Consider the following 13,569-nt stretch of genomic DNA (forward strand, 5'->3'; position numbering starts at 1 on the left):
GCTTTCACGCCCCTTCGCAACCTGATGCCGACTCCTTGGTTGCACGCACTTACAAGCCACTGCTCAAGACGGGTCTGCACGATTTGACGCGTGCAGGCGTGAGATTTGTGAACCGCAGCCCCGGTACAGGCACCCGTTTGTTGTTGGACCAGTGGCTGAGACAAGCATCGATCGACAGCGGATCACTCTTGGGTTATGGGCTAGAAGAGCCTTCCCACGCTGCTGTGGCTGCAAGCATGGGATCTGGTCAAACAGATGCAGGGCTGGGTATGGAGTCCGCTGCGGCAGTGCAAGGCCTTGACTTTGTGCCCTTGGCCGCCGAGGACTACTGGCTGGTTTGCCTCAAAAGTGCGGTGAACTCGCCAGCAGTTCAATTGTTGATGGACACACTGCAATCGAGCGGCTGGGCGACACAAATGAATGCCTTGGCCGGCTACATGATCAGCTCAGCGTCTGGGCAAATTCAGTCCCTGAAACAGCGACTGCCTTGGTGGGCCCATAGCACCCACAAACCATCGACCTAAGTAAAACTACTTAGCCGAAGGGGTTTTTTCACCCTTCTTGAACAAAATTCAAAGCATCCTCAAGAAATATCCGATTGACATAGCCAAGATGGTCAACAGAAGTCCTCTGGCGTTGTTAACATCCCGGGTTATCGCGAAATTGATGTTCGCTACGGGGGCTGTGCAAAGCCCTTTTCTTTTTGAATGGAGAGATGTCTTGACTGCCTTACTCAAATTCGCAAGCTTCATGGACTGGGTGAGCAAAGGCTTTGGCATGCTGGCTTCATGGGCGGTTTTGTTGGCTGCCATGATTTGTGCGGGAAATGCTTTTGTGCGCTACGGTTTCGACTGGAGCTCGAACGGCCTGATCGAAATCCAGTGGTACCTGTTTGCGTGGATGGTCATGGTGGGATCGCCCTACGTGCTCAAAGTCAACGAACATGTTCGAGTGGACCTGATTTACGGCAAGCTCAAGGGCAATGGTCCTGTTTATGTCGATATTTTCGGCATCATCGTCTTTCTGATGCCCATCATGGGCTACCTGGCTTGGCTGTCCTATCCCTATTTCATGAACACCTTGGTTTCGGGTGAGGTGAGCCAAAACGCAGGCGGTCTGATCCGCTGGCCAGCCACCCTGGCATTGCCTTTGGGCTTTGCGCTGGTTTGGCTCCAGGGTTTGGCCGAATTGATCAAGCGTGTAGGTTACTTGACTGGCCAATACGCCATGGACACCCACTATGAAAAACCCCTGCAATAAAACACAGAGCTTTCAAGGTCTCTGAAAACAAAAGCAAGGAAACAAAATGCAAATGGAAAATTTCGCCCCGATCATGTTCGCGGGCCTCGTTGTGGTGATGTTGGTGGGTTTCCCCGTCGCTTTTTCGTTGGCAGCTCTGGGTTTGGCCAGCGGTTTTTACGCCATTGAAATGGGGTGGTTTCCGGTCGCTTTCATGAGCAACCTGCCCATCTCGATTTTCTCCATCTTGAGCAATGACTTGTTGCTGGCGATCCCTTTCTTCACTTTCATGGGCACCATCCTGGAAAAGTGTGGGCTGGCCGAAGACATGCTGGACTCCATGGGACAACTGTTCGGCCCTATGAAGGGGGGCTTGGGCTATTCGGTCATCATTGTGGGTTTCATTCTTGGCGCGATCACCGGCACTGTGGCGGGTCAAGTCATTGCCATGGCATTGATTTCCTTGCCCGTCATGATCCGTTATGGCTACAACATGCGCTACGCCACTGGTGTGTTGGCGGCATCGGGCACCATCACACAGCTCGTTCCGCCATCTTTGGTTCTGGTGGTTTTGGCTGACCAGTTGGGCAAACCCGTGGGTGACATGTACAAAGGTGCATGGGGCCCGTCGTTGATACAGATTGGGATGTTTGCTCTGTACACCTTTGCTTTGACTCGTATCAAACCAGATTATCTGCCGGGCATTCCCAAGAAAGACCGCAGCCTCAACGGCTGGGCGCTTTGGAGCAAATGTCTCAAGGGCATCATCCCTTCGGCTATTTTGATCTTCACGGTCTTAGGCTCCATGGGTGGCTTGCCTTTCCAAGACTCCGCTTTGGCAACCCCTACAGAAGCGGGTGCCATGGGTGTGGTGGGTGCGATGATCTTGGCGGCCATGCACAAACGTTTGAACTGGGCCGTGTTGTGGGAAGCGATGCATGGCACCATGCGCTTGACGGCGATGGTGGTGTTCATCCTCATTGGTTCACGGGTTTTCAGTCAAGTCTTTCAAGGCGTTGACGGTCACAAATGGGTTGAACATTTGCTGACGGGTTTGCCAGGGGGCCAAGTGGGTTTCCTGATTGTGGTGAACCTGTTCGTATTTTTCTTGGCTTTCTTCCTCGACTTCTTCGAGATCGCTTTCATCATCGTGCCCATGCTGGCCCCGGTAGCTGACAAGCTGGGCATTGATTTGATCTGGTTTGGCGTGCTGCTGTGCGTGAACTTGCAGACCAGTTTCATGCACCCTCCGTTTGGCTTTGCACTGTTTTACCTGCGTGGCATCGCAGACACCTTGTTCAAGGACAAACGAATCCCGGTGGCGGTCAAATCCAATGACATTTACATGGGATCGATCCCCTGGGTGATCATGCAGCTTCTGCTGGTGGTGATTGTTATTTTTATGCCCCAGACCGTGACGGCATTTCTTGACAAAGAAATCAAGGTTGACATCGACAAAGTGGTCATTGAGATGCCACAGGACAGTCCAGTCGAAACCGAAAACACGCTCAAGACTGAAGAAAATTCAGACTCATCTTCAAAAGACGAGCAACAAAAAATTGACGATTTATTCAAGAAATAAATCTCTCATTCACACTGAAACGCCTCTCTAGAGAGGCGTTTTTTATTCGCTGCTCACATGACATCACCTCACGACAATCCTCTCACCGAGCATTTGGGTCCCGCCCCTTTTCGCTTCACCCCTTCACATGAAAAATTGACCGTGACGTCCTACAGTCGCACGTTCAAACTGCTGGCTGTGAGCTTGCTGGCGGGCTTGGGATTTTGGGCTTATCAGTTACATGGCCCTCAAGTGGCCCAATCCAACCATCTGTGGATTTGGGGTGCCTGGGGCATCATGGCCTACACCGTTGGTCATGTGCTTTTCGGACGAACCAGCCTCACGGCTCAAACGCTTGAACAAACCTGGATTTGGCACAAAAAAGTTGAATTGCGTGATCTCGCATATGCCAAGCTGATCCGAATCCCCGGATTAGACGCCGTGGTAGCGCCACGGCTTTATGTTCGGACGTTGATGGGCAAATTCACTGTGATTTACGCAAGCAGCCCAGAAATGGTGGATGAATTCAAGCGCTTGGTTTCTGAGTTGACTCAATTCCGTAAACTCAGTTGATACTCATCAGTCCAACAGGTCAATTTTGATGATAAAAAAACCGGCCTAAGCCGGTTTTTTTATAGAGCTCAAATCAGAGTTTCTGTGCTTGCATGAACTTGTCAAAAGTCATCTCTGTAAATCGGAACCACAAGTTTTGGTCAGCTTGGAATTTACGGTAGTCACCGTATATTTTCTTCCAATCAGGGTTTTTCGCGTTGAGTTCCTCATAAACCGCCATGGACTGATTGAAGGACTCCTTCATGACCGCTTCTGGGAATGCGCGCAGCTTGGTGCCTTTACCCACAAGCTCTTTCAAAGCAGCAGGGTTTTTGGCATCGTACTTGGCTTGCATGGAGGTGTGGGCCACAGCAGTGGCGGCTGCCACGATGGCCTTGTTTTCAGACGACAGCGCATCGTAGGCTTTCTGATTGATGAAGAAGTCCAACTGAGGACCGCCTTCCCACCAGCCTGGGTAGTAATAGAAGGGGGCCACTTTGTTGAAGCCCAGCTTCTGATCGTCGTAGGGGCCAATCCACTCAGCCGCATCGATCGTGCCTTTTTCCAAGGAGGTGTAGATCTCGCCACCAGGAATGTTCTGGGGCACAGCGCCCATACGCTCCATGATTCTGCCGGCGAAACCACCAACCCGGAATTTCAGGCCCTTGATGTCCGCGACAGTTTTGATCTCTTTGCGGTACCAGCCACCCATTTGGGCACCAGTATTGCCGCCCAAGAAGTTGATCATGTTGTACTGGGCGTAAAACTCGCGCATCAACTTCAGACCATTGCCCTCGAGCATCCAAGCGGTCATCTGGCGGCTGTTCAAACCGAAAGGAATGGAGCAGCCAAGCGCGAAGGATTCGTTCTTGCCAAAAAAGTAATATGCGGCGGTGTGTGCCATCTCGACAGAGCCTTGCTGCACCGCGTCCACCACGCCAAAAGGTGGGGTGATTTCACCGGCTGCGTGCACCGAGATTTCGAACTTGCCGCCCGACATGGCTTTGACGTTATCGGCGAACACGCTGGCTGCGCCGTGAATGGTGTCCAGAGCCTTAGGAAAGCTGGAGCTCAGGCGCCAGCGAATGGCGGCTTGTGCGTGAACGGCAGGTGCAACACCAGCGGCCAGCACGCCAGCCAAACCAGTGTTTTTGATGACGGAACGACGATCCATGAATGGACTCCTGTTGAAATTAAATGACACATCCGGGACAACCGGACATCGACTCACAAGTCAAATCTTATTGTAAGAAGCTGAACAAGCCAAAAATGGGGGGGTTTACCCTTTTAATGGGGATTGAAATTCAACAAAGTTGAAGCAACAACAAAAATTGAAAGCTTTTCAAAACTTGTTGAATTGAATTCAAGCAGGCCAACGCTGACCAATGGACTTTTCTATGCCCGCCGCATCAAGCCCTTGCATGGACAAAAGCTTGGCCGGGTCGCCATGCTCAATGAACACGTCGGGCAAGCCCAGGTGCAAGACGGGCCGGGTGATCTGCAAGGTCTGCAGGGCCTCGGCCACAGCGCTGCCCGCGCCACCCATGATGCAGCCCTCCTCCACCGTCACCAAACGCTCGTGGCTTTGGGCGATTTGGGCCAACAACGCCACATCCAGTGGTTTGACCCAGCGCATGTTGACCACGGTGGCATTGAGCTTTTCAGCGGCCTGCAGGGCCGGGGTCAACAAGGTGCCGAAGGCCAAGATGGCCAGCTTTTCGCCTTGGCGGCGCACTTCGCCTTTGCCAAAAGGCAAGGTGTCCAGGTCGCGCCCGGGCTCTGTGCCCACACCTGCGCCGCGCGGGTAGCGCACCGCCACCGGGTGGTTTTGTGCATAAGCCGTGCTCAGCAGCTGGCGGCATTCGCGCTCATCGGCCGGGCAGGCCAGGCTCATGTTGGGGATGCAGCGGATGTAGGCGATGTCATAAGCCCCCGCGTGGGTGGCCCCGTCGGCACCCACCAGGCCCGCGCGGTCCAAGGCGAACACCACCGGCAGGTTTTGCAGCGCCACGTCGTGGATCAGCTGGTCATAGCCGCGTTGCAAAAAGGTGGAGTAAATCGCCACCACAGGCTTGAGCCCTTCGCAGGCCATGCCCGCAGCAAAAGTCACGGCGTGCTGCTCGGCAATGCCCACGTCGTAATAGCGTTTGGGAAAGCGCTGGTGAAAGGCCACCATGCCCGAGCCCTCGCGCATGGCGGGGGTGATGCCCACCAAGCGCATGTCTTTTTCGGCCATGTCGCACAGCCACTGGCCGAACACCTGGGTGAAGGTGGTTTTAGAAGGTGTGGCCGCAGGCATCAGGCCCACATTCGGGTCGAACTTGCCGGGGCCGTGGTAGGCCACCGGGTCGGCCTCGGCCTTTTCATAACCTTGGCCCTTTTTGGTCACCACATGCAAAAACTGCGGTCCGTCCAGGTGCTTGATGTTTTCCAGCGTCGGAATCAGCGACTCCAGGTCATGGCCATCAATGGGGCCGATGTAGTTGAAGCCAAACTTTTCGAACAGCGTGGCGGGTACGACCATGCCCTTGGCGTGCTCTTCCAGGCGCTTGGCCAGCTCAAACAGGGGCGGTGCGTTTTTAAGCACATTCTTGGCCCCGGCCTTGGCCGCCGAATAAAAACGCCCGCTCATGAGCTGAGCGAGGTAGCGGTTGAGCGCCCCCACGGGTGGGCTGATCGACATGTCGTTGTCGTTCAGGATCACCAACAGCTTGCACTCTTCGACGCCCGCGTTGTTCAGCGCCTCAAAGGCCATGCCTGCGGTCATGGCGCCGTCGCCAATCACGGCAATCGAATGGCGCGACTCGCCTTTTTGGCGGGCCGCCACGGCCATGCCCAAAGCGGCCGAAATGCTGGTGGACGAGTGCGCGGTGCCAAAGGTGTCGTATTCGCTCTCGTCGCGGCGCGGAAAACCCGACAGGCCGCCAAACTGACGCAGCGTGGGCATGCGGTCACGACGGCCGGTGAGGATTTTGTGGGGGTAAGTCTGGTGGCCCACGTCCCAGACGATGCGGTCTTCGGGGGTGTTGAAGACGTAGTGCAAAGCCACTGTCAACTCCACCGTGCCCAGGTTGGAGCTCAGGTGCCCGCCGGTTTTGGAGACATTGTCGAGCACGCAGTGGCGCAGTTCGTCGGCCAACTGGGGCAAGTCGGTGCGCTGCAGGCGGCGCAGATCGGCCGGGGTGTCGATGTTTTTGAGCAAATCGGACATGTCAGTTGTTTCTTTCTACCACCATGGCGGTCAAGGCACGTAAAGCAGCCAAACGAACTTCAGGCAAGCCCGTGTCGGTCAAGGCTTGGGTGGCCTGTGCGGCCAGTGCGTCGGCAAATGCTTTGGCACCCTCCAAGCCCATGAGGGCCACATACGTGGGTTTGTCGGCAGCTTCGTCTTTGCCTGCAGTTTTGCCCAAGGTGGCCGAATCTGCCGTCACATCGAGCACATCGTCCACCACCTGAAAGGCCAGGCCCAAGGCCTCGCCAAAACGACACAAAGCGGCCTGAACCGAGTCGGATACGCCAGGCACACAAGCCGCCCCCATCTGCACGCTGCACAGCAGCAGCGCCCCGGTTTTGAGGCGGTGCATCTGGCGCAACTGGTCTTCGCTCAGGCGTTGGCCCACACTGGCCAGGTCAATCGCCTGGCCCCCAGCCATGCCCTGGTAGCCCGAAGCGCGGGCCAACAAAGCCACACAGGCCGCTTGCACCGCCGCAGGCACACGGTCGTCCAGCGGGGTCAAAAATTCGAAGGCCAGGGTTTGCAAGGCGTCACCCGCCAACAGGGCTTGCGCCTGCCCAAATTGCACATGCACCGTGGGTTTGCCGCGCCGCAGCACGTCGTTGTCCATGCAAGGCATGTCGTCGTGCACCAAAGAATAGGCATGGATCAACTCGATGGCGCAGGCGGCATTGAGCGAGGCCGGACTGCTCAGGTCATCGCCCACCGCCTCGGCGGTGGCCAGCACCAACAAGGGGCGCAGGCGCTTGCCGCCGTCGAGCACAGCGTAGCGCATGGCCTGCCCCAAAGCAGCGGGTGACTCGGCCACCATGCCGGTCGACAAAGCCGACTCCACTCGTTCCAGATGCGCTTGCATCCAGGCTTTCAGGTCCAGGCTCATGCGCCACTCCAGGGTTTGAGTTGTCCGCCGTCCAGCACCTGGATTTGGTCTTCCACGGCTTTGAGTTTGTCACGGCAATAGGCCAACAGCACCGCGCCGCGCTGGTAGCCCGTCAACAGCTGGTCCAAAGGCATTTGCCCAGACTCCAACTGGCCAACCAGCAACTCCAGCTCCGACAAAGCTGCTTCGTAATTCGCAGGCAGGTTGACCGCCTCCGTATCGGCGGGGTCGGGTTTGGCAGCCTTGGGCATGAGGGTATTCCGGCAAAAAACCCGATTTTAGGCCTTAAGCCTTGATGGAGCTGACAGTGCCCCATGTCAAGCCCATAAGACAAAAATGGGCGATGGGTGCTGTCGCTCAGGGGAACAAAGACCGGAATTTTCACGGCCTGTGTCCTGATGCACAGCAGCGCAGACCCCCCGGGGTAGAATCGGGCTACATCGGCAGGATTTTCCTGTCATTTTTTTGCGCCGTTTTCCTTGAATTCAGCGCTTTGTCCCTGCCCCTTCATAGGGGGAGTCTCTAGGTCAGGTCACCCATGTCTGATTTAAGTCTTCAACTGCAGCAGGCCGCAAGCCAACTACCAGTTTCAACTTATTTCGATGAGGCGCTGTTTCAGCGCGAATTGAAAACCCTCTTCCAGCAAGGCCCACGCTATGTGGGTCACCAACTGGCCGTGCCCCATGTGGGTGACTATTACGCCCTGCCCCACGAGGCCCAAGGTCGCGCTTTGGTGCGCAACGCCCAAGGCGGGGTCGAGCTGGTCTCCAATGTGTGCAGGCACCGCCAAGCCATCATGCTCAACGGTCGGGGCAACCTGCAGACCCAGCAAAAAGGCAGCGCAGGCGGCAACATCGTCTGCCCGCTGCACCGCTGGACGTATTCGCCCAAAGGCGAGTTGCTGGGTGCCCCCCATTTTGGGCACGATCCCTGCCTCAATTTGAACAACTACAAGTTGCAAGAATGGAACGGCCTCTTGTTCGAGGACAACGGCCGCGACATCGCTGCCGATTTGGCCGGCATGGGCCCCAGAGCCCAACTGAACTTTGAAGGCTACGCACTCGACCGGGTCGAGCTGCACGAGTGCAACTACAACTGGAAAACCTTCATCGAGGTTTATTTAGAGGACTACCATGTCGGCCCCTTCCACCCGGGGCTGGGCCAGTTCGTCACCTGCGACGACCTGAGCTGGGAGTTCAAGGAACACTATTCGGTGCAGACCGTGGGCGTGTCGGGTGGTTTTGGCCAGCCTGGCTCAGACGCTTACAAAAAGTGGCATGAGGTGTTGCTCCAATACCGCAACGGCCAACTGCCCGAGCGCGGCGCCATCTGGCTGACGTATTACCCCCACATCATGGTCGAGTGGTACCCGCATGTGCTCACCGTGTCGACCCTGCACCCCATCAGCCCGACCAAGACGCTGAACATGGTCGAGTTCTACTACCCCGAAGAAATCGTCGCCTTTGAGCGTGAATTTGTCGAAGCCCAGCAAGCGGCCTACATGGAAACTTGCATCGAGGACGATGAGATTGCAGAGCGCATGGACGCGGGCCGCAAAGCCCTGCTGGCACGCGGCGACAACGAAGTGGGCCCTTACCAAAGCCCCATGGAAGACGGCATGCAACACTTTCACGAGTGGTATCGCCGTCAAATGAGCACGCTTTGAGCTGAAAGCGCCGATGCAAGCCTCCTGGATGATCCTGGCGTCGTTGTTTTTTTCAATGATGGGGGTTTGCATCAAATATGCGTCGGCGCACTTCCACACCTTTGAACTGGTTTTTTTCCGGGGCTTGATTGGCGTGGTCTTCATGGCCTGGATCTGCCGCATGCAAGGCATCACTTTGCGCACCCCCATCCCCATGATGCACGTCTGGCGCTCGGTGGTGGGCGTGACGTCCTTGGCGGCTTGGTTTTACGCGCTGGGCCATTTGCCGCTGTCCACCGCCATGACCCTGAACTACATGAGTGGTGTGTGGGTAGCGGTTTTTTTGGTGGGTGGCACCTTACTGAGCGGGAAACTGCGTGAAATCCGCCGCCAAGTCCCGATTGTTTTGGCGGTGTTGGCCGGTTTTGGAGGCGTTGTCTTGCTGTTGCGCCCCACCATCGAACAGGACCAGTGGGTGGCCGGTGTGGTCGGTCTCTTGTCGGGTCTGATTGCCGCCCTGGCCTATATCCAGGTGGCTGCACTGGGGCGACTGCATGAGCCCGAAGCCCGCACCGTGTTTTATTTCTCAGTGGGCACCACCGTGGTCGGGGCCGCCTTGATGCTGATCACCGGCATGAGCACTTGGCTTTGGCCCAGCGTCTTGTGGCTGCTGCCTGTGGGGGTGCTGGCCGCATTGGGGCAGCTGTGCATGACCAAAGCCTACAGCAGGGGCTCCACGATGGTGGTGGCCAATTTGCAATACTCGGGCATCGTGTTTGGTGCCTTGTTTGGCCTGCTGCTGTTTGGTGACCAAATCGCCCTGATGGGCTGGCTGGGCATGGCCTTGATCATGGCCAGCGGTATCGCATCCACCATTTTGCGCAACCGGGGCCTGCCCCGCACACCGGATTGACAACCCCCAACGGAGACTGAACTTTCATGCACACCCTGCTGATCACCGCCACCGAACTGCAACAACTGCAAGCGCAAGGAAGCCCATGCGCAGTGCTCGACTGCAGCTTTGATTTGATGAAGCCCGAGCTGGCCGATGGTTTTTTTGACAGCGAACGCATCGCAGGTGCCTGGCCAGCCCACTTGGACAAGGACCTGAGCACACACGCCCCGGGTCAAGCTGTCAATGGCGGTCGCCACCCCTTGCCGCAGCGCGAGATCGTGGCGCAATGGCTGGGCAGTCTGGGCATTCACAATGGCATGCAAATCGTGGTGTACGACCGCAACAAAAGCCAGTACTGCGGCCGGCTGTGGTGGATGCTCAAGTGGTTGGGGCACGACGCGGTGGCCATCCTCGACGGCGGCTTGCAAGCCTGGAAAAATGCTGGCGGTGCGGTGGACTCAGGCCCAGTAGCCACAGCCCCAGCCACCCCCGCTCAATTCAACTTGAATGCCCCCCTGCGCCAGCTGGTGCTGACCGACACCGTGTCAACCGCCCTGGGTCAAGACACCCAAACCGTGGTGGATGCACGCGCAGGTGCCCGTTACCGGGGTGAGGTGGAGCCGCTGGACCCGGTGGCGGGCCACATTCCCGGAGCGCTGAACCGCCCATTCACAGAAAACTTCACTGACGATGGGCGCTTCAAAAACCCTGACTTGCTCAAAGCCGAGTGGGACCAAGTGCTGGCGGGCCGTCCGGCCAGCACCGTGATGCACCACTGCGGCAGCGGCGTGACTGCCGTGCCCAATTTGTTCGCGATGGAATTGGCCGGATTTGGCCCCACTGCCCTGTATGCGGGCAGCTGGAGCGAATGGTGCCGAACGCCCGGCCTGCCCTGCGCCAAAGGCTAAGACACCAGTCAGTGCTGATGCCCCGCTAAAGCACTGACCAGCACCACCATGCCAATGCCCAAGCCCAGCCAAATGATCTGGGCGGCCGTCTCGCGAGCAGACAGGCGTTTTTGCAGTTGGGGGATCAGGTCGGCCAAAGCCACATAAACAAAACTGCTGCTGGCCACCACCAGAAAATACGGCAGCCAGTCGTGCAGGGCATCGACCAACACATAGCCCACGGCACCGCCCAAAGCGGTGATGGCGCCGGCCATTGAGACCTTGAGGATGGCCGCTTGGCGGCTGCTGCTGCCTTGGCGCAACACGGCCAAATCGCCCATGTGGTGAGGAATTTCGTGGGCCAGCACGGCCAGCGCGGCAATCACGCCCAAACGCATGTCGGCAATGAAGGCCGAGGCGATCAGGATACCGTCACCAAAACAATGCACGCTGTCGCCTGCCAACACCGCCCACTGCCCGCGAAGCGGCTCTTGGTCGGCATGAGCGCTGTGCGCATGGGCATGGTCGGCGTGATGCACATGGTCGTGCCCATGACCGTGTCCATGGTCGTGGCCATGTTCATGTCCGTGGTGCCAAAGTTCGGCCTTGTCGAGCAAAAAGAAAAAGACCAAGCCCACCAACAAGGTCAAAAACAGCTCGTGCGCCCCAGCCTCACTCTCGAAGGCCTCGGGCAAGAGGTGCAAAAACGCGGTGGCCATCAAGGCCCCTGCGGCCAGGCTCAGCATGTGCTGGGTGTAGCGGCTCAAAATGCCAAAACTGAGCCAAGCCGCCACCCAGACGCTGCCAATGCCCGCCACCAAAGTGCCCAACAAAATTGCCAATAAAGTCATCATGTTTCCCGAGGTGCCCTGCACCCCATTAGAAACCGCCCCGAAGGGCGGTCTCTGCGTTCAAAAAATCAGGCCACGCCATGGCGTTTGAGCCAGGCCAGCAAACGCTGCCAGCCGTCTTCAGCGGGTCCTTTGCGGTAGCTGCCCCGGTAGTCGGCATGAAAAGCGTGCGGAGCCTCAGGATAAACCACAAACTCACTGGCTTTGGCCGCTGCGGGCCCCTGAGCCAGTTCCGATTTCATCTTATCCACCGTGTCAAGGGGGATGCCCGTGTCGGCTGCGCCATACAAGCCCAACACCGGGGCCTTCAGGCTGCCCACCAACGCCAGCGGGTGAGCAGGCGTTTGCGCCGTGGCATTGCCCACCAGGCGGCCATACCAGGCCACACCCGCCTTCAGTTTGGGCTGGTGCGCCGCATACAGCCAGGTGATGCGACCGCCCCAACAAAAGCCCGTGATGGCCAGTTTGTCGGTGTTGCCCCCGTTGGCCGCTGCCCAGGCCACACAGGCGTCCAGGTCGCCCATGACCTGCGCGTCGGGCACTTTGGAGATGATTTCGGCTTGCAGCTTGGCGATTTCGCCATATTCATTGGGGTCGCCCTGGCGCACAAACAACTCAGGCGCAATGGCCAAGTAACCGGCTTGGGCCAAGCGGCGCGTGACGTCGGCAATGTACTCGTGAACCCCAAAAATTTCGGAGATCACCAACACCACCGGCAAACCGGTCTTGCCCGCAGGCGCACTGCGGTAGGCGGGCATCTTGAACCCATTCACCTCGATGGTCACTTCGCCCGAAACCAGGCCCGTGACAGGGGTTTTGATGGCTGTTTGCGCCATGATCGGTACGGCAGCGGCGGCATAGCCCACGCCCAAAGCCGCTTTCAAAGCCGTGCGGCGAGTGGCCACGGCGTCTCCCAAGTGTCCGCCCAGCAAGGCTTGTGTGTCTTCAATCAGGTTGTTGTTCAAGGGATGTCTCCTCATTCGAGCCATAAAAAGGGGCTTATCTTGGCACAGTCGCTGAGCGATTGCACAAGACCCACTCGGAAGGCAGCGATGGGCCGCCATGGCGCACAAAAAGCAATGGCGTCAGACATTTACACTGCCCCCATGTCTGACACTGCCCTGCCTGTCCTGTATTCGTTTCGCCGCTGCCCCTACGCCATGCGAGCCCGGCTGGCCCTGCACGCCAGCGGCTTGGCGCATGAACACCGTGAAGTGGTGCTGAAAAACAAGCCTGTCCACATGCTGGCCCTGTCACCCAAAGGCACCGTGCCGGTTTTGTGGCTGCGCGGCACGGCAGGCGAAAAGGTGCTCGAAGAAAGCCTGGACATCATGCTGTGGGCGCTGGGCCAACGCGATCCGCTGAGCTGGCTGCCCGCCTCGGATGAGGCCATGGCCGATGCCCGGACCCTGATCGCACACAACGACGGCCCCTTCAAACGACAACTGGACCGCTACAAATACCCGAATCGATCAGGCCTGGAAAGCGGTGCAGCCGACCGCGATGAAGCGGCACTTTGGCTGCAAACACTGGATGCACGCCTTGGCCATCAGCTTTTTTTGGCCGGCGATCGCTGGAGCTTGGCTGACGCCGCCATCGCGCCCTTTGTGCGTCAATACGCCCACACCGACCCGGCCTGGTTTGCAGCGCAGCCTTGGCACGCGTTGAGGCCATGGCTGGCGGCTTTTGAAAGTTCAGCGCTCTTTGCAGCCATCATGGTCAAGTACCCGCCCTATGGGCCAAGGGAAGTGGCCTGACAGGCTTGCTCAAGTTGTCCCTTTCTTCTGTGCATGAAGCTGTGGACAAACGCAGGGGAATCCGTGC

General features: G+C 57.7%; 14 protein-coding genes. 8 read left to right on the forward strand and 6 right to left on the reverse strand.

All coding sequences use genetic code 11. The annotated features are described in order from the left end of the window. The first annotated feature begins 35 nt into the window (after positions 1–35). The 4 genes from AMM41_RS06240 (at position 36) to AMM41_RS06255 (ending at position 3,373) form a co-directional block, all read left to right on the forward strand. Positions 36–524 carry a substrate-binding domain-containing protein gene (locus tag AMM41_RS06240; RefSeq protein WP_228769121.1) on the forward strand — a complete coding sequence of 163 codons (489 nt, stop codon included), beginning with the start codon at positions 36–38 and terminating at the stop codon, positions 522–524. Positions 525–720: 196 nt separating this feature from the next. Then, positions 721–1,260, forward strand: a complete 540-nt coding sequence (locus tag AMM41_RS06245) for a TRAP transporter small permease subunit (protein ID WP_089954644.1) — start codon at positions 721–723, stop codon at positions 1,258–1,260. Positions 1,261–1,306: 46 nt separating this feature from the next. Beyond that, a complete protein-coding gene (locus AMM41_RS06250; protein WP_089954648.1) occupies positions 1,307–2,821 on the forward strand; it encodes a TRAP transporter large permease in 1,515 nt (504 codons plus the stop codon). Positions 2,822–2,878: 57 nt separating this feature from the next. Further along, the gene (locus AMM41_RS06255) at positions 2,879–3,373 is read left to right on the forward strand and encodes a hypothetical protein (RefSeq protein ID WP_089954652.1); all 495 of its coding nucleotides are present in this window, start codon (positions 2,879–2,881) and stop codon (positions 3,371–3,373) included. A 73-nt stretch (positions 3,374–3,446) separates the two neighbouring features. On the opposite strand, the gene AMM41_RS06260 is transcribed toward AMM41_RS06255, so the two are convergent. The 4 genes from AMM41_RS06260 to AMM41_RS06275 form a co-directional block, all read right to left on the reverse strand. Next, a complete protein-coding gene (locus AMM41_RS06260; RefSeq protein WP_089954656.1) occupies positions 3,447–4,526 on the reverse strand; it encodes a TRAP transporter substrate-binding protein in 1,080 nt (359 codons plus the stop codon). 189 nt (positions 4,527–4,715) lie between these two features. Further along, the gene (dxs, locus tag AMM41_RS06265) at positions 4,716–6,563 is read right to left on the reverse strand and encodes a 1-deoxy-D-xylulose-5-phosphate synthase (RefSeq protein ID WP_089954660.1); all 1,848 of its coding nucleotides are present in this window, start codon (positions 6,561–6,563) and stop codon (positions 4,716–4,718) included. Between the two features lies 1 nt (position 6,564). Then, positions 6,565–7,467, reverse strand: coding sequence for a polyprenyl synthetase family protein (locus AMM41_RS06270; protein ID WP_089954664.1), 903 nt, complete (start codon positions 7,465–7,467; stop codon positions 6,565–6,567). Then, complete coding sequence (locus tag AMM41_RS06275) at positions 7,464–7,718, reverse strand: exodeoxyribonuclease VII small subunit (protein WP_089954668.1); 255 nt, start codon at positions 7,716–7,718, stop codon at positions 7,464–7,466. The genes AMM41_RS06270 and AMM41_RS06275 overlap by 4 nt, the downstream gene beginning before the upstream one ends. A gap of 287 nt (positions 7,719–8,005) precedes the next feature. Here AMM41_RS06275 and AMM41_RS06285 point away from each other — a divergent pair, with 287 nt between their 5' ends. From AMM41_RS06285 to AMM41_RS06295, 3 genes are read left to right on the forward strand one after another with little or no spacing between them, the layout of a single operon-like run. After that, a complete protein-coding gene (locus AMM41_RS06285; protein WP_089954676.1) occupies positions 8,006–9,133 on the forward strand; it encodes an aromatic ring-hydroxylating oxygenase subunit alpha in 1,128 nt (375 codons plus the stop codon). A gap of 13 nt (positions 9,134–9,146) precedes the next feature. Beyond that, positions 9,147–10,025: a DMT family transporter gene (locus AMM41_RS06290; RefSeq protein WP_089954680.1), complete on the forward strand. Its 879-nt coding sequence runs from the start codon at positions 9,147–9,149 to the stop codon at positions 10,023–10,025. Positions 10,026–10,051: 26 nt separating this feature from the next. Beyond that, positions 10,052–10,915 (forward strand): sulfurtransferase, encoded by an 864-nt coding sequence (locus AMM41_RS06295; RefSeq protein WP_089954684.1) that lies wholly within the window; start codon positions 10,052–10,054, stop codon positions 10,913–10,915. 8 nt (positions 10,916–10,923) lie between these two features. Here the strand turns inward: AMM41_RS06295 and AMM41_RS06300 are convergent, their stop codons facing one another. Together AMM41_RS06300 and AMM41_RS06305 are read right to left on the reverse strand one after the other, a co-directional pair. Continuing rightward, positions 10,924–11,745, reverse strand: a complete 822-nt coding sequence (locus AMM41_RS06300) for a ZIP family metal transporter (protein ID WP_089955290.1) — start codon at positions 11,743–11,745, stop codon at positions 10,924–10,926. A 68-nt stretch (positions 11,746–11,813) separates the two neighbouring features. Then, positions 11,814–12,710 carry a dienelactone hydrolase family protein gene (locus AMM41_RS06305; protein ID WP_228769122.1) on the reverse strand — a complete coding sequence of 299 codons (897 nt, stop codon included), beginning with the start codon at positions 12,708–12,710 and terminating at the stop codon, positions 11,814–11,816. A gap of 141 nt (positions 12,711–12,851) precedes the next feature. Here AMM41_RS06305 and AMM41_RS06310 point away from each other — a divergent pair, with 141 nt between their 5' ends. Beyond that, positions 12,852–13,502, forward strand: coding sequence for a glutathione S-transferase (locus AMM41_RS06310; protein WP_089955293.1), 651 nt, complete (start codon positions 12,852–12,854; stop codon positions 13,500–13,502). The last annotated feature ends 67 nt before the right edge of the window (positions 13,503–13,569 follow it).

Source organism: Limnohabitans sp. 2KL-3 (genome assembly GCF_001269405.1).
Taxonomy (GTDB): Bacteria; Pseudomonadota; Gammaproteobacteria; order Burkholderiales; family Burkholderiaceae_C; genus Limnohabitans_A.